Origin of the sequence: Micromonospora sp. NPDC051196 (genome assembly GCF_040682415.1) — a bacterium.
Classification (GTDB): domain Bacteria; phylum Actinomycetota; class Actinomycetes; order Mycobacteriales; family Micromonosporaceae; genus Micromonospora.
The window spans coordinates 135972-151869 of sequence record NZ_JBFBAY010000011.1 but is presented as its reverse complement, the minus strand read 5'-3'; the positions used below and the strand labels follow the sequence as shown (position 1 = coordinate 151869).

Sequence of the window (15898 nt, the reverse complement as noted above, 5' to 3'; positions counted from 1 at the left end):
ACCAGCGGCAAAGGCGTCACCGACGGTCGCAGATTACTCGACCATGACGGGCTCGACCCGGTTGGGGTCAGTGTCCGCCCCCGACGGGGGATCTTGTCGCGGCCGGGGGCGATAGCGTGGGTAGATGTGATTCCATCCTCGGTCTACCTGGACGCCGCCACCGCCGCGCCGCTGCATCCGGTCGCGCGGCAGGCGCTACTGGCCGCACTTGACGACGGTTGGGCCGACCCCGACCGGCTCTACACGTCTGCCCGGCGGGCCCGCCAGTTGCTCGACGCCGCCCGCGAGGCCACCGCGCAAACCCTGGGCGTACGCCCCGACGAGCTCTCCTTCACCAGCAGCGGTACGACCGCCGCGCACTCCGCCGTGCTCGGTGGCCTGCTCGGGCGACGACGCGTCGGTGCTGTTCTGGTGCACTCGGCGATCGAGCACTCCGCGGTGCTGCACGCGGCGCAGCGACACACGGCCGGCGGTGGTACGGCCACCGAGGTGCCGGTCGACCGGCTTGGCCGCCTGGATCTGGACGCCTGGTCGGCAGCCGTCACCGGTTCCGGGGTGGCGTTGGCCGCCCTGATCGCGGCCAGCCACGAGGTGGGCACCGTCCAGCCGGTCGAGCAAGCGGCGGCGGCCTGCGCCGACGTGGGTGTACCGCTCTACGTCGACGCCGCCCAGCTGGTGGGGCGGATGCCGGTACCGCGGGGCTGGTCGGTGCTGACCGCGAGCGCCCGCAAGTGGGGCGGTCCGCCCGGCGTCGGCCTGCTGGTGGTCCGCAAGGGCACCCGCTGGGAGTCGCCCTGGCCGTCCGACGAGCGTGAGTCGGGGCGGATGCCGGGCACGGTGAACCTGCCGGCGGTGGTCGCGGCAGCGGCGAGCCTGCGCGCGGCGGCGGCCGATGCGGCGACCCAGGCGGCCCGGCTGGCGCCCCTGGTGGACCGGATCCGGGCCCGGGTGGCCGCCGAGGTGCCCGACGTGGAGGTGGTCGGCGATCCCGAGCAACGGCTACCGCACCTGGTCACCTTCTCCTGCCTGTACGTCGACGGCGAGGCGCTGCTGCACGCGCTGGACCGACGCGGCTTCGCGGTCTCGTCGGGCTCGTCCTGCACCTCCTCGACGCTGCGGCCGTCGCACGTTCTGGAGGCGATGGGCGTGCTCTCGCACGGCAACGTACGCGTCTCGCTGCACTCCGGCAGCACCGAGGCGGACGTGGAACGCTTCCTCACCGAACTGCCCGGCATCGTCGCCGACCTGCGGGCCCAGGCCGGGGTGGTCGGGCTGTGAGCGCCGAACCCGACGAGGTCCTCGACTGCCTCGGTCAACGCTGTCCGCTGCCGGTGATCGCGCTGGCCCGCCGGCTGCCGGAGCTTCCGGTCGGCTCGGTCCTGCGGGTGCTGGCCGACGATCCGGCGGCCGCCGTGGACATCCCGGCCTGGTGTCGCATGCGCGACCAGGAGTTCCTCGGCACCACCGGCCCCGCCCACCACATCCGCCGCCGCCGGTGAAAGGAAGGCCGCGGTCGTCGGCGAGGTCACGCCGTCAACGGTTGACGCCGCGGGCGGAGCCGATCAGTAGCGGGCGGCATGGCGTAGGTTTCCACCTCCGGAACGCCGCGACAAGTCTGTGCGTACGAGGCCAACCGAACGAGCGCCGGCAACGGTCAGGGCAGCAGGTGGGGGCGGATCTCGTCGGCGGCCTCATCGCCGTAGGACTCGGCGAGGCGCTTGACGAACAGGTCTCGCCGTACCTGGTATTCCTGGGTGCCGACGGTCTCCAGCACCAGCGCGGCCAGCAGCGAACCGACCTGCGCGGCGCGCTCCAGCCCGACGCCCCAGGACAGCGCGGTGAAGAAGCCGGCGCGGAAGCCGTCGCCGACCCCGGTGGGATCGACGGCCTGCGCCTCCCGGGCGATCGGTACGTGGATCGGGTCGATGTCCCGCCCCGCGATCTCCACCCCGTGCTTGCCCAGGGTGGTGACCCGGATCCGGACCCGGTCCAGCAGTTGATCGTCGCTCAGCCCGGCCTTGCTCTGCAGCAGCGACTTCTCGTAGTCGTTGGTCATCAGGTATTCGGCGCCGTCGATCAGCCCCACCACGTCCGTGCCCTCCATCCGGGCGAGTTGCTGTGACGGGTCGGCGGCGAACGCATAGCCACGCTCCCGGCACTCCTCGGAGTGGCGCAGCATCGCCTCCGGGTCGTTGGCGCCGACCAGCACCAGGTCGAGCCCGCCGAGGCGCTCGGCGACCGGCTGCAACTCGATGTTGCGGGCCTCGCTCATCGCGCCTGCATAGAACGAGGCGATCTGGCACATGTCGGTGTCGGTGGTGCAGACGAAACGTGCGGTGTGTGCCACCTCGCTGACGTGCACCGAGTCGCAGTCCACCCCGTGCCGTTCCAGCCAGGAGCGGTAGTCGGCGAAGTCGGCACCGACGGCACCGAGCAGCACCGGCCGCAGACCGAGTTGCCCCATGCCGAACGCGATGTTGGCCGCCACCCCACCCCGCCGCAGCACCAGGTCGTCCACCAGGAAGGAAAGCGACACCTTGTGCAGTTGGTCGGCGATGAGCTGGTCGGCGAACCGACCCGGGAAGCTCATCAGGTGATCGGTAGCGATCGAGCCGGTCACGGCGATCTTCATGGCAGCCCTCAGGGTCGGGAGCGGAGATCGTCAGCCTACCGCCACCCCATTTCACGAGCGACCGCCCGATTGCTCTCCCTCTCCCACCACCGGCCACCCGACAACCGGTGTTCGTGGGGAGGGGCACGATGAGGGGGCGGCCCGTGGGACCGCCCCCTCATCGTGAAGTTCGACTCAGCTGAACGAGTCGCCGCAGGCGCAGGAGTTGCCCGCGTTGGGGTTGTCGATGGTGAAGCCCTGGGCGTCGATCCGGTCGGCGAAGTCGATGGTGGCGCCGGTCAGGTACGGAGCGCTCATCCGGTCGACGACGACCTCGACGCCGTCGTAGTCGGTGACGACGTCACCGTCGAGGGAACGCTCGTCGAAGAAGAGCTGGTACCGCAGGCCCGAGCAGCCGCCCGGCTGCACGGCGATACGAAGCCGCAGGTCGTCGCGGCCCTCCTGCTCGATCAGGGCCTTGACCTTCTGCGCCGCGACGTCGGTGAGGACGACGGACGTGGGGGCCTTGGCCTCGGTCGACTCGGTCTGCGCTGGCGTGGTCACGTGGAATTCTCCCTGCGCGCGTTCGGTGTGGTCTTCCCCTGGCCAACATCAGTCGCCGGTCAGCGATTCCCACAGTGGTCCAGTTTTCGATTGTATGCCGCACACGGTCCGCGCACTCGACAGCGTGACCAGCCGCTCCGTCGGCGACAGCGGTCGGCGACCGCACCGGAAGCGGGCCGACCCGAGGTGCCGGGGCGTCAGCGGCTCCACTGGCGGGCCAACCGGGCGCCCAGCGCCCGTAGCCCCTCTCCCGGGCGTTCCAGGGCCGCAGTCAGGCCGCCGCGTTCCTCGCCGCCGAAGTGTTCCACCAGGCTGTACGCCTCGGTCACCCCGACCGAGGCCGCCTCTCGTCGTCCGGTGCTGACCTGGCCGGCGAGTACGACACACGGCACACCCCGGTCGCGAGCGGCACCGGCGACACCGGCGACCACCTTGCCGCGCAGCGACTGGTGGTCGAACTTGCCTTCCCCGGTGATGACCAGGTCTACACCGTCGAGCGCGGCATTCAGGCCGACAGCCCGGCTGACCAGCCCGATTCCGGACTCACAGCGACCACCGAGGGCCAGCAGCGCGGCCCCGATGCCACCGGCCGCACCCCCACCCGGCAGCGCACCCAGCCCGCTGGGACAGCCGGGCAGGCGCTGCTGGAGCACCTCGGCCCAGCGCCCGAGTGCGGCGTCGAGCAGCAGCACGTCGGCCCGGTCGGCGCCCTTCTGCGGCCCGAAGACGTTGCTCGCCCCGTGCAGGCCGAGCAGCGGGTTGTCGACATCGGTGGCGGCGATCAGCCGTACCTCGCGCAGCCGGGGTGCGCCGTCGAGCGTGGCCACGGCGGCCAGCGCGGCACCGCCGTACGGCAGGGCTGCGCCGGTGTCGTCCAGCGCGACGGCGCCCAGCGCGGCGAGCATCCCCGCGCCGCCGTCGTTGGTGGCCGAGCCGCCCAGCCCGACCACCACCGTGCGGGCGCCGGCCTCGACCGCCGCGGTGATCAGCAGCCCCAACCCGTACGAGGTGGTGGTCTTCGGGTCACGCTCGGCCGCGTCGAGCAGGTGCAGCCCGCACGCCTGCGCGCTCTCCAGCCAGGCGGTCGCGCCGTCGTCGGTGAGCAGGATCTCACCGGGGGCCGGACGACCCAGCGGGTCGACGGTGGCCACCGGGACCCGCCGGCCGGGCAGTGCCTCGGCGAGCACGTCGAGAAAGCCGGGCCCTCCGTCGGCCAGCGGCCTGACCAGCAGGTCGTCGCCGGGGGCGATCTCCAGCCAACCGTCGGCCACGGCGGCGGCCACCTGAGGCGCCGGCAGCGTGCCGGCGAACTTGTCCGGGCAGAGCAGTACGCGCATGCCTGGCAGTGTGGCAGCCCACAGCCGCAGGGGCGGCGCACGTGCCCCGCTGTGGGACCATGGAGGGCGTGACGTCGACCTGGGTTGAGCCCTCGAACACCGCCACTGCGTTGCTGCTCCTCGGCCGCGGCAGCGACCCCGCCACCGAGCGTGGCGTGGAGTGTCCGGGTGACCTGCCGGCGCCGAGCGACCCCGACCTGGTGGCCCGGGCGCGGGCGGCGAAGGCCGCGCTCGGTGACAAGGTCTTCGTGCTGGGCCACCACTACCAGCGCGACGAGGTGATCCAGTTCGCCGACGTGACCGGCGACTCGTTCAAGCTGGCCCGCGAGGCGGCCGCCCGGCCGGACGCGGAGTACATCGTCTTCTGCGGTGTGCACTTCATGGCCGAAAGCGCCGACATCCTCACCTCCGACACGCAGCGGGTCGTCCTGCCCGATCTGGCGGCCGGCTGCTCGATGGCGGACATGGCGGCGCTGCCGCAGGTCGAGAACGCCTGGGACGTGCTCACCGAGTTGGGCATCGCGGCGCAGACCGTGCCGGTCACCTACATGAACTCCTCGGCCGACATCAAGGGCTTCGTCGGGCGCAACGGTGGGGTGGTCTGCACCTCGTCGAACGCGAAGCGGGCCCTGGAGTGGGCCTACCAGCAGGGTGAGAAGGTGCTTTTCCTGCCCGACCAGCACCTGGGCCGCAACACGGCGGTGCTGGAGATGGGTTTCTCGCTGGACGACTGCGTGCTCTACGACCCGCACAAGCCGGGCGGCGGGCTCACCACCGAGCAGCTGCGCGACGCTCGCATGATCCTCTGGCGCGGGCACTGCTCGGTGCACGGGCGATTCACCCTGGACAGCGTGAACGACGTCCGGGAGCGGGTGCCCGGGGTCAACGTGCTGGTGCACCCGGAATGCCGCCACGAGGTGGTGAATGCCGCAGATCTGGTGGGTTCGACCGAGTACATCATCCGCACCATCGAGGCCGCCCCGGCCGGTTCGGCATGGGCGGTCGGCACCGAGCTGAATCTGGTACGCCGGCTCGCGCTGGCCCACCCGGACAAGCAGATCATGTTCCTCGACCGGGCGGTCTGCTACTGCTCGACGATGAACCGCATCGATCTGCCCCACCTGGTGTGGGCGCTGGAGGAACTGGTCGCAGGCCGGGTGGTCAACCAGATCACCGTCGACGCCGACACCGCACACCACGCCCGGGTGGCCCTGGATCAGATGCTCGCGCTACCCGGAGCCTGACCGAGCAGGCAATCACTCTGGGTAACACCACTGGTACACGAAAGTGCCGGATCACCGATAAATGCCCCCCGATGCGGTGTGACCGGATCCATTCTCATCACGGAGGGCTATGCTGCCGGGCGACGAGACACGCGGGCGTGAGCGTTTGAACGCGACTGCTTCCCGGGTAGCGACCCGTGGTGTCCCCACATCCAAACGGCAGCACGCACGCGCTGGAGGTTGCGTTGACCGACGACGTCCTGGTCGTACACGGAGGCACCCCCTTGCAGGGGCGGATCCGCGTGCGCGGCGCGAAGAACCTGGTCTCCAAGGCGATGGTCGCCGCGCTGCTCGGCGACAGCCCGAGCCGGCTGTTCGACGTGCCGAAGATCCGTGACGTGGAGGTGGTCCGGGGTCTGCTCGGGCTGCACGGCGTCAAGGTCAGCGACGGCGTCGAGGACGGCGAACTGGTCTTCGACCCGGCGAATGTGGAAAGCGCCAGCACCGACCAGATCAACGTGCACGCCGGCTCCAGCCGAATCCCGATCCTGTTCTGCGGGCCGCTGCTGCACCGCCTCGGGCACGCCTTCATACCGGACCTGGGCGGCTGCCACATCGGGCCGCGACCGATCGACTTCCACCTCCAGGCACTGCGCGAGTTCGGCGCGACGGTCGACAAGACCCCCGAGGGGCTGCACCTGTCCGCTCCGAACGGTCTGCACGGCACCAAGTTCGCGCTGCCCTACCCGAGTGTGGGCGCGACCGAGCAGGTGCTGCTCACCGCGGTGATGGCCGAGGGCGTCACCGAGCTGCGCAACGCCGCTGTGGAGCCGGAGATCATCGACCTGATCTGCGTCCTTCAGAAGATGGGCGCGATCATCAAGGTGCACACCGACCGGGTGATCGAGATCCAGGGCGTACCGAAACTCCACGGCTACACCCACCGGCCGATCCCGGACCGGATCGAGGCGGCGAGCTGGGCGGCGGCGGCGCTGGCCACCCGCGGCCACGTGGAGGTGCTCGGCGCCGAGCAGGCCGACATGATGACCTTCCTGAACGTGTTCCGCTCGATCGGCGGCGAGTACGAGGTGACCGACACCCGCCCCCCTCGGCCGGGACAGCCCGGTCAGGAGGGCGGCATCCGCTTCTGGCACCCGGGCGGTGAACTCCAGGCCACCGCACTGGAGACCGACGTGCACCCGGGCTTCATGACCGACTGGCAGCAGCCGCTGGTCGTGGCGCTGACCCAGGCCCGGGGCCTGTCGATCGTGCACGAGACGGTCTACGAGCAGCGGCTGGGCTACACGCAGGCACTCAACTCGATGGGCGCCAACATCCAGGTCTACCGGGACTGCCTGGGCGGCACTCCGTGCCGCTTCGGCCGGCGCAATTTCAAGCATTCCGCAGTGATCGCCGGGCCGAGCAAGCTGCACGCCGCCGATCTGGTCATCCCCGACCTGCGGGCCGGTTTCTCTCACCTGATCGCGGCGTTGGCCGCCGAGGGCACCTCCCGGGTGTACGGCGTCGATCTGATCGACCGGGGCTACGAGGATTTCGAGGCCAAGCTCGCCGACCTCGGCGCGCACGCCGAACGGCCGTAATCCGGGCCACACCACGCCCGGTCCGCCAGGTGGCCTTTGCACCCGCGATGTGCAGCGGTCACCTGGCGTTGGCTACCCTTGGCGCGTGCCGTCGCTGTTTCGTCGCAAGTCCGCCGACCTCGCCGACCCCGCCACCGAGCCGCTGACCCCGGCCGAGGAGGAGGCCGAGGCCGACCGTCCGCGTAACTACACCCCGAGCAAGGGACGCGAGACGCCGAAGCGCCCCAGCAACGGCCGGCGCCCACCGGGTACGACCAAGCCGCTGACCAAGGAAGAGGCGAAGGCCCTGCGGCGGCAGCGGCGGGCCGAGGCGGCCGCGGAGTTCCGGCGTGAGGGCGGTCCCCGTGACCGGGGCCCCGAGCGACTGCTCGCCCGCAACGTGGTCGACTCCCGGCGTACCGTCGGCACCTGGTTCTTCGGTGGCGCGCTGATCGTGCTGATCGGCTCGAATCAGGCGATGCCCCCGGCGATCCGGCTGGCCTCCAACCTGCTGTGGGGTGCCCTGGCCGTCGGTGTGGTGATCGACTCGGTGCTCATCTCGCGCAAGATCAAGAAGCTGGTCCGGTCCCGCTTCCCGCAGTACACCCAGCGGATGGGCTCGCTGTACCTCTACGCGATCATGCGGGCGATCACCTTCCGGAAGCTGCGTACGCCGGCGCCCCAGGTCGCCATCGGCGACCCGGTCTGAGCCGGTCAGGGCACGCCGAGCAGGCGGAGCAGCGCCGTGGTGCCGGCGGCGGCGATCACCACGAGCACGAACGGCGCCCGCCGCCACGCCAGCAGCACGCCCACCAGCACCCCGGTCGGCCGGGCCCATCCGGCGAACGCACCGGCCTCGGTCAGCGCCGCAGTCGCCGCCAACGCCGCCAGCAGGGCCGCTGCGGCAACCGGTAGCAGTTGCCGCGCCCACACCGGCAGGTCGAGCCGGTCCCGCAACAGCACCCCGGCAACCCGGAAGGCGTACGTCCCGACGGCCAGCGCCATGATCACCGCAATCAGCACGACTGTTCCTTCCGACCGGCCGGTACCGCCTCGGACGCCACCGGATGGGCTTCGCCCGACGGCTCGACGGTCTCCGCGATCGGGGTCACCGGCGGCCGCCTGAGCCGGTGCACGGCCAGCAACGCCGGTCCGGCCAGCGCCAGCAGTACCGGCAGGCCGGCCGGCAGCACCGGCGTGGTCAGTACGGCCACCGCCGCGCCGCCCACGGCCGCCCGCCGGATGTCCCGGTCGCGCAGGGTGGGCAGCAGCAGGGCGATCAGACCGGCCGGGAACGCGGCGTCCAACCCGAGCGCGGCCGGATCTCCGGCCACCCCACCGGCCAGTACGCCGAGCACGGTGCCGGCGTTCCAGGCCACGAAGAGCAGGGTGCCGGCCAGCCAGAACGCCCGACGCCGCAGGTCGCCGGCCGGACGGGCGAGCGTGAAGGCGGTCGTCTCGTCGGTCATCAGGTGGCTGCCGAGCAGTCGTTGCCACAGCCGGCGGCCGAGGGTGTCACCGAGGGTCAGCCCGAACGGCAGGTGTCGGGCGTTGAGCAGCAGCCCGGCCAGCACGGCGGCAACCGGGTTACCGGCAGCCGCCAGCCCGACCGCCATGAACTGCGCACCGCCGGCGTAGACCAGTAGGGACATGGCGACAACGCCCCAGGCGGGCAGACCCGCGGCCACGGCCACCGCCCCGAACGAGGCGCCGACGGCCGCCATCGCCGCGCCGATCGCGGCGACGTCGCGGAGCATGCCCGCCCCCGCTGTTCGTTCTGGCGTACGCATAGTCCATCATGATGAACACGCCCCTCATGTTCGTCAAATAGAACAACTTGACCGACGGAGCGAACAATGTCCTCGGATCCTTCGCCCCCGCTGGCCACCATCGCCGCTGCTCTCCGTCAGGAACGGCAGCGGGTCGGCATCTCGTTGACCGAACTTGCCCGCCGGGCCGGAATCGCCAAGTCGACGCTGTCGCAGCTTGAGGCCGGGCTGGGCAACCCGAGTGTGGAGACGTTGTGGGCCCTGGGTGTGGCGCTCGACATACCGTTCAGTCGGCTGGTCGAGCCACCGGCGACCACCGTACGGGTGATCCGGGCCGGCGACGGCCCACGGGTACGCTCCGAGCACGCCGACTTCACCGGCACCCTGCTGACCGCCGGCACCGCACATGCCCGGCGGGACGTCTACCTCATCGAACTTGAGCCGGGGCGGGTACGCAGCGCGGAGCCGCACACCCCGCGCACCGTCGAACACCTGGTGGTGGGCGCCGGCCGACTGCTCTGTGGCCCGGAACACGAGCAGGTGGAGTTGGGCCCGGGTGACTACGCCACCTTCCCCGGCGACGCCCCGCACCGCTACGAGGCTCTCGAACCGGGCACCTTCGTCGTGCTGATCATGGAGCATCCCTGACCCCACCAGGCCAGGTACCGCGAGCCGACACGGCGACCGGCACCCCTGGTTCAGCGACGGAAGTCCGATTCCGCCAAAGGCCCAAATGTCCCGGATCGACTGGATAACGTTTGGGTGCGGCGCGGGGCGCCACAGTGGCGTTGACCAAGCCCGCGCGGCTACCCTCCTTCCGCAGCCATTCGGTGCCGGGACGAGCGAGTTTGGCCGATTCCGGGCGGGTGCCCAGTGACCATTTCCGACGAGGTGACATTCGCCGTGAGCGAGCGGACGCGAGCCGACCATCGGGGCGCGGCCGTGAGCGAGCGGACGCCGGTCCAAGGGCTCCGCACGGCCGAATCCGCAACGCCGGGCCCGGTCGTCTCCGAGCGTCACACTCCCCGCCGAACACGTCCTGCGCGGCACGACGGGTCCGCCGGATGAGTCGCGGCTACGCCGACCGGTGGCACGATCCCGCCGAGCCGTCCTGGGTCGTCGAGCCGACGACCGAATGGCAGCCGCAGTTCCCGGGCCAGCGCTACCCGGGCGACGACGGCATCGACCATCAGCAGCCACGGGCGTGGGGCCGGGCGAGTGCGATCGGGCGGGCCGAGGTGCCACCGCTGGCGCCGACCAGGCCGGACGGCACGTACGTGGGTCGATCCTGGGACGACGAGCCGGAAGGCCGGCCGGGCCGGCACGACGCGCCGGCCCAGCGCCGCCCCGACGGCGGCAACGGCGCCCGTCCGTACGACCAGTCCCCGTACCCGGGCAACCGGCCGGCACAGCCGGACGGACGGTGGTCGCAGCCCGCCGAGCCGGTACGGGGACGCGACGGCGTCACCTGGTCCGACGTCGGTGCGCCGCCGACGGGTGTCACCGGCGCGCCGCCCCACCGGGAGCGACGCGCCCCCGACCAGTACACCCAGCCCGACGTCGACGGGTACCGCCGGGACCGAGGCGGCTTCGAGCCGCCGGAGCGACGCGGCCCCGACCGGTACACCCGACGTGAACCCGACCGATATCCGCAACCCGAACCTGAATGGCGCGACCCCGACGCCGACCGGTACGGCCAACGGCCACGCCGGTCCGAGCCGACCGATCGGGATCAGTATCGGCGCGGCGCGCCGGTTTCTCCGGCCGGACGACCGGAGCGCGGTTGGGTGTCCGAGCCGGACGAGGAGCCGCGTCGCCCCGCCGCCTACCGGCCCGTCGATGACGCCGACCGCCGGTCCACGGGTGACACCTCGCGGCGCCCCCGCTACCAGTGGAGCAGCCACCCCGGTCAGCCCAGCTATGACGACGGACCCCGGGTGGACGGCTACCGGGACGAGTTCAGCGTCGGTGACCCCGACGCCGCCCCGTACCCGGACGGTTACGTCGACGACGAGCCGGCCCGTGGGACCCGCGACGAGAGGGGTCGCCCGGACCGGTCGCCCGACCGGAGCCGCACCGAGCCGGCTTCCCGAGACCCGCAGGGGTACGCCGAGCCACCGCCGCGCCGCGACCTGCCCTGGCCCGAGCCGGGGCCGATACGCCCGAGCAGCGGTCGAGATCACCGGGAGTACCAGCGTCCCGCAGTTCCCGAGACCGGCGACCGGCCCAGCTATGGCGACCGGCCCGGCCACGGAGACCGACGACCGGCCGCCATCCCTGACCTGCCCGGGTCGGAAAGGTTCGTGGACCGCCCGGCCGCGCAGCGACCCGGCGCCGAGCGGCCCGTCTCCCCCGCACCCGACCGTGACCCACCGCGCCGTCATTTGTCGGTGGTGCCCGACGAGTCCCTCTCCCCCACCCCGGAGCGGGATCGCCCCGTCTCCCCCGCCGCCGGGCGGGCCCGCCCGGACTTTCCGGCCCCGCCACGGGACCGGCCCGACACCGTCCACCCCCATCACGACCGGCCCTCGGCCCCGGTCGCGGCGCGCGACTGGCCCGATACCGTCGGCCCGAACCCGGACCGTCCCGGCGCCGTACGCTCCGACCAGTCCCAGCCTGGCCGTCCCGAGCCGACCCAGGAGTGGCCTGGCCGTCCCGAGCCGACCCAGGAGTGGCCTGGCCGTCCCGAGCCGACCCAGAATCGGCCTGACCGCGCCCAACCGGTCCGTGAGCGGCCGGAACGTCCCGGGCTGATCCAGGAGCGGCCCGCCGCCTCGGGAGCCGACCGGCCAGCTGGCGGGGACACCGTTCGACCGGCCCCACTGCACCAGCACGAGGTTCGCCCGGCGCCGCTCCACGAACACCAGGTCCGGCCCGCCCCGCTGCACGACCAGCCGATGGTGGCCACCCCACCACCGGTCCCGACACCATCGGTCGCGTCAGCACCCCCGACCACTGCACCACTCACTCACCAGCCGGTCTCCGCACCGCCCAGCCACCAGCCGGTTTCCGCGCAGCCTGCCGATCGGCCGGTTTCCGCACCACCCAGCCACCGGCCGGCTTCCACGCCGCCCGCCGATCAACCGCTGGTCGGCCCGCCGCCCGGTCGTGTTGGCCGCGGACCCGAAGACATGGTGGCCCCGGCCGCCTGGACCGGCGTCCCGGCCGTACCGACCATCGACGGGCACGACCCGACACCGGTTTCTCCGCCGCCTGCCACCCGGCCACCCGGCCGGTATGTTCCGCCGACGCTGGAGACGTCCACGTCCTCGCGGGTCAACCCGCCGTCGGACGGCCCGCAAGCATGGTTCGGTTCGCCCACGCCCGGCCCGGCAGGCACGCCCGAGCCCACGGGCCCTCCGGTTCGCCAGGCATCGCCCGTCTCGCCGATCTCCGCGCCGCCGAGCCACGGCCCCACCGCACCGGCAACCCCCACGCCGCCCGGCAACCCGATCCCGACACCGCCGGCCGCCGCATCAACTCCGGTGTCGGGGCCGCCGGGCGCCCCACCGACGCCGGTGTCGAGGCCGCCGGGCGACCCGATCTCGACATCGCCACGGCACACGCCGGTGTCCGCACCGCCGGCGTCGCCGGTGTCCGCACCACCTGCTCCGCCGATCTCCACGCCACCGGTCGCCGCCGCACTCTCGTCATCCGCGCCGGTGTCCACGCCACCGTTCACGACGCCGGTGTCCGCACCACCGTTCATGACGCCAACTGCCGCGCCGGTGTCCGCACCGCCCGCGCCAGCCCTCGCGCCCTCGACCGCACCACCGCCCACCTCGGCACCGATCTCCGCACCGCCCGTCACCTCAGCACCGCCGGTCACCTCAGCGCCGCCGGTCACCTCAGCGCCGCCCGTCACCTCGGCACCGCCGGTCATGTCCACACCGGACGGCCCACCGCCGACAGCGGCAGCACCGGTGTCGGCACCGCCTGCGACACCGTCGGCCACCTGGGAGCCCACACCACCGACGACCACAGCACCGATCTCCGTACCACCGGTCTCGTCCACACCGGACGACGTCGCACCGGCAGCGTCGGCACCGGCGTCCCTATCGCCCGGGGCGCGGGAGCCCGAACGGCCGTTGACGTCCGCATCGGACTCCACGTTGGCAGCAGCACCGACGTCCGCACCGCCGGCCATCCGGGAGTACGCACCACCGCCGACCACAGCACCGATCTCCGCACCGCCAGTCACGTCCGAACCAGATGCCGCCATACCCGCAGCGACCGCACCGGTCTCCGCACCACCCGCAGCGCAGGTTTCGGCAGTACCGGTCTCCACCCCACCGGCCGACGACGCGCTGGCACCGATCTCCGCGCCACCGGCGGACGATGCGCCGGCGGCTGGCCTGGCAGCCGACGACGAGCCGGAGCCGCCGGCCGACCCCGAACAGGTGTTGGCCGGTTACCGCTGGCGGCTGGACCCGGAGACGCTTCGCGAGGTCGTGGACGACCCGGAGGAGCTACGGACGGTACGGCAGCGGCTCACCGACAAGCTCGCCACGGCCCTCGACAACCGGTCCCGGGCTCGGCTGCTCAGCCTGCGGGCGGTGGCCTCGCGAGTGCTCGGCGACCTCGACGATGCGCTGGACGACGGCCGGATGGCCCTGACCTACGCCGAAGCGACCGGGGAGTTGCGCCGGGCCGCACTGGCCCAGGCACGGTTGGCGCACGTGCTGCGCTGGCGTGGCGACTTCACCGAGGCCGACCGGCTGTTCGCCGAGGCGAACTCGGCCGAGTTGCCGGACCGGTTGCGGGCCGCCCTGCACGAACACGCCGCGCGGTGCTGCTACGACCAGGGTCGACTGATGGAGGCTTGTCACCACTTCGAACGGGCTCTCGACCTGCGTGGCGAGGGTGACGCGGAACTACTCGCCCGGGTCCGGATCGGACTGGACGCGGTGGCGGCACGGGCCGCGGAGCGTGGCTTCGGGCCGTACCCCCGTGGTTGGGACGAGGTGCTGGACCGTGACCGTGGCCCGGTGCCGGCCCGCGACGGTGGTCAGGGTCTGTGGGGTTACGCGGACGCCGCCGGTGACATGGTGGTGCCGGCGCGCTACGCCGAGGCGCAGCCGTTCCGGGACGGTCGGGCCTGGGTGCGCGAACCGGAGACGGACCGCTGGTCGTTGATCGACCTGACCGGTGAGATGGTGGTCGAGCCGACCTACCTGGCTGCCCGGCCGTTCTCCGACGGCCTGGCCTGGGTGGTACGGGACGACAGCGGTTGGCTCGCCGTGGACACCACGGGTGAGGTGGCCGTGCCGCCCGGCTTCGCCGACGTACGCCCGTTCCGCAAGGGGGTGGCGGCCGTCCGCCGAGAGGGCTGGGGTGCGGTCGACGCGACGGGGCAGATCGTGGTGCCGACCCGCTACCACGGGTTCCACACCGTGCTGGCCGACGGCCGGTACGTCGACGGCTTCACCGACGAGGGCCTGGCCGTGGTCGACGTGGCCGGGCGCAAGGGTGTGGTGGACCGGACCGGCCAGGTGATCGTCGCACCGGCGCACCCGGTACTGCTCATCCACCCGGTGGCCTTCCTGGCGACCAACGGTGTCGGCCGGTGGGGTGCACTCGACCGGCGGGGCGGATCCCTGATCGATCCGGTGTTCCAGAACCCGGCCGAGGTCGTCGCGGAGATCGAGGCGCTCCTGACCGACGCGACCCCGGTGCTCTGACCCGCTCCCCACGCCACGCCCGGTCACCCGTTGATCGGCCAGGCGGGTCGGACCGGAGGCGCATTAGGCTCGGGGAATGGAATTCCGACACCTGGGCCGTTCCGGCCTGATGGTCAGCGAGATCTCGTACGGCAACTGGATCACCCACGGCTCACAGGTCGAGGAGGATGCGGCCTTCTCCTGCGTCCGAGCCGCCCTGGACGCCGGCATCACCACCTTCGACACCGCCGACGTCTACGCCGGTACCCGTGCCGAAGACGTGCTCGGTCGAGCATTGGAGGGCCAACGGCGCGAAGGTCTGGAGATCTTCACGAAGGTGTACTGGCCCACCGGCCCCGGCCGCAACGACCGGGGCCTGTCCCGCAAGCACATCATGGAGTCGATCAACGGTTCGCTGCGCCGGTTGCGGACCGACTACGTGGACCTCTACCAGGCCCACCGGTACGACTACAGCACTCCGCTGGAGGAGACGATGGAGGCCTTCGCCGACGTCGTGCACTCCGGCAAGGCGCACTACATCGGTGTCTCCGAGTGGAAGGCGTCGCAGATCCGCGAGGCACACGCGCTGGCCCGCGAGCTGCGCATCCCGCTGGTCTCCAGCCAGCCGCAGTACTCGATGCTCTGGCGGGTCATCGAAAGTGAGGTCATCCCCACCAGCGAGGAACTGGGCATCGGGCAGATCGTCTGGTCGCCGATGGCGCAGGGTGTGCTCTCCGGCAAGTACCTCCCCGGTCAGCCGCCGCCCGCCGGTTCCCGGGCCACCGACGAGAAGTCCGGCGCCGGCTTCATCGCCAAGTGGCTGACCGACGACGTGCTGACCCGCGTCCAGCGACTACGCCCGCTGGCCGACCAGGCGGGGCTGAGCATGGCTCAGCTGGCCATCGCCTGGGTGTTGCAGAACCCGAACGTCTCCTCGGCCATCGTCGGCGCGTCCCGCCCCGAGCAGGTGCACGACAACGTCAAGGCGGCGGGCGTCAAGCTCGACGCCGACCTGCTCAAGGCGATCGACGAGATCGTCGAGCCGGTGACCGAACGCGACCCGGCCCGCACCGAGTCGCCGGCCGAGCGGCCCTGACCGAATCCGGGTCGGCCGGCACGTCATGCCGGCCGACCCGGTCACGTTCCGCCGCCCA

13 protein-coding genes are annotated in these 15898 nt (G+C 72.2%); 8 read left to right on the top strand and 5 right to left on the bottom strand.

The genetic code is table 11. The features are described 5' to 3' along the window. Positions 1-126: 126 nt before the first annotated feature. Both AB0M35_RS21410 and AB0M35_RS21405 read left to right on the top strand, forming a co-directional pair. Positions 127-1278, top strand: a complete 1152-nt coding sequence (locus AB0M35_RS21410; protein ID WP_363747313.1) for an aminotransferase class V-fold PLP-dependent enzyme — start codon at positions 127-129, stop codon at positions 1276-1278. Then, the gene (locus AB0M35_RS21405; RefSeq protein ID WP_363747312.1) at positions 1275-1499 is read left to right on the top strand and encodes a sulfurtransferase TusA family protein; all 225 of its coding nucleotides are present in this window, start codon (positions 1275-1277) and stop codon (positions 1497-1499) included. Before AB0M35_RS21410 ends, AB0M35_RS21405 begins: the two co-directional genes overlap by 4 nt. Positions 1500-1654: 155 nt before the next feature. Here AB0M35_RS21405 and AB0M35_RS21400 read toward each other — a convergent pair whose 3' ends face one another. The 3 genes from AB0M35_RS21400 to AB0M35_RS21390 all read right to left on the bottom strand — a co-directional run bounded on the left by AB0M35_RS21400 (position 1655) and on the right by AB0M35_RS21390 (position 4512). Beyond that, positions 1655-2632 (bottom strand): carbohydrate kinase family protein, encoded by a 978-nt coding sequence (locus AB0M35_RS21400; protein WP_363747311.1) that lies wholly within the window; start codon positions 2630-2632, stop codon positions 1655-1657. 174 nt (positions 2633-2806) lie between these two features. After that, positions 2807-3175: an iron-sulfur cluster insertion protein ErpA gene (gene erpA / locus AB0M35_RS21395; RefSeq protein WP_204032725.1), complete on the bottom strand. Its 369-nt coding sequence runs from the start codon at positions 3173-3175 to the stop codon at positions 2807-2809. A 197-nt stretch (positions 3176-3372) separates the two neighbouring features. Continuing rightward, on the bottom strand, positions 3373-4512 hold the full coding sequence (locus tag AB0M35_RS21390; RefSeq protein ID WP_363747310.1) for a glycerate kinase: 1140 nt from the start codon (positions 4510-4512) through the stop codon (positions 3373-3375). A 68-nt stretch (positions 4513-4580) separates the two neighbouring features. Here AB0M35_RS21390 and nadA point away from each other — a divergent pair, with 68 nt between their 5' ends. The 3 genes from nadA to AB0M35_RS21375 all read left to right on the top strand — a co-directional run bounded on the left by nadA (position 4581) and on the right by AB0M35_RS21375 (position 8024). Then, positions 4581-5756, top strand: a complete 1176-nt coding sequence (gene nadA, locus AB0M35_RS21385; protein WP_363747309.1) for a quinolinate synthase NadA — start codon at positions 4581-4583, stop codon at positions 5754-5756. Positions 5757-5980: 224 nt separating this feature from the next. Continuing rightward, positions 5981-7336, top strand: coding sequence for a UDP-N-acetylglucosamine 1-carboxyvinyltransferase (gene murA / locus AB0M35_RS21380; RefSeq protein WP_363747366.1), 1356 nt, complete (start codon positions 5981-5983; stop codon positions 7334-7336). Positions 7337-7421: 85 nt separating this feature from the next. Next, complete coding sequence (locus AB0M35_RS21375; RefSeq protein ID WP_363747308.1) at positions 7422-8024, top strand: DUF3043 domain-containing protein; 603 nt, start codon at positions 7422-7424, stop codon at positions 8022-8024. 5 nt (positions 8025-8029) lie between these two features. On the opposite strand, the gene AB0M35_RS21370 is transcribed toward AB0M35_RS21375, so the two are convergent. Then, complete coding sequence (locus AB0M35_RS21370; protein ID WP_363747307.1) at positions 8030-8338, bottom strand: AzlD domain-containing protein; 309 nt, start codon at positions 8336-8338, stop codon at positions 8030-8032. Then, positions 8332-9105 (bottom strand): AzlC family ABC transporter permease, encoded by a 774-nt coding sequence (locus AB0M35_RS21365; protein ID WP_363747306.1) that lies wholly within the window; start codon positions 9103-9105, stop codon positions 8332-8334. Before AB0M35_RS21365 ends, AB0M35_RS21370 begins: the two co-directional genes overlap by 7 nt. Before the next feature lie 66 nt (positions 9106-9171). Here AB0M35_RS21365 and AB0M35_RS21360 point away from each other — a divergent pair, with 66 nt between their 5' ends. The 3 genes from AB0M35_RS21360 to AB0M35_RS21350 all read left to right on the top strand — a co-directional run bounded on the left by AB0M35_RS21360 (position 9172) and on the right by AB0M35_RS21350 (position 15840). Beyond that, positions 9172-9732 (top strand): helix-turn-helix domain-containing protein, encoded by a 561-nt coding sequence (locus tag AB0M35_RS21360; protein ID WP_363747305.1) that lies wholly within the window; start codon positions 9172-9174, stop codon positions 9730-9732. Positions 9733-10148: 416 nt separating this feature from the next. After that, positions 10149-14765, top strand: a complete 4617-nt coding sequence (locus tag AB0M35_RS21355; RefSeq protein ID WP_363747304.1) for a WG repeat-containing protein — start codon at positions 10149-10151, stop codon at positions 14763-14765. Positions 14766-14841: 76 nt separating this feature from the next. Continuing rightward, complete coding sequence (locus AB0M35_RS21350; RefSeq protein WP_363747303.1) at positions 14842-15840, top strand: aldo/keto reductase family protein; 999 nt, start codon at positions 14842-14844, stop codon at positions 15838-15840. Positions 15841-15898: the final 58 nt, after the last annotated feature.

Excerpts from the sequence above, each read along its gene's own strand:
- AB0M35_RS21400 (WP_363747311.1), bottom strand. The coding sequence starts at position 2,632 with ATGAAGATCGCCGTGACCGGCTCGATCGCTACCGATCACCTGATGAGC.
- AB0M35_RS21390 (WP_363747310.1), bottom strand. The coding sequence starts at position 4,512 with ATGCGCGTACTGCTCTGCCCGGACAAGTTCGCCGGCACGCTGCCGGCG.
- AB0M35_RS21365 (WP_363747306.1), bottom strand. The coding sequence starts at position 9,105 with ATGCGTACGCCAGAACGAACAGCGGGGGCGGGCATGCTCCGCGACGTC.
- AB0M35_RS21360 (WP_363747305.1), top strand. The coding sequence starts at position 9,172 with ATGTCCTCGGATCCTTCGCCCCCGCTGGCCACCATCGCCGCTGCTCTC.
- AB0M35_RS21355 (WP_363747304.1), top strand. The coding sequence starts at position 10,149 with ATGAGTCGCGGCTACGCCGACCGGTGGCACGATCCCGCCGAGCCGTCC.
- AB0M35_RS21350 (WP_363747303.1), top strand. The coding sequence starts at position 14,842 with ATGGAATTCCGACACCTGGGCCGTTCCGGCCTGATGGTCAGCGAGATC.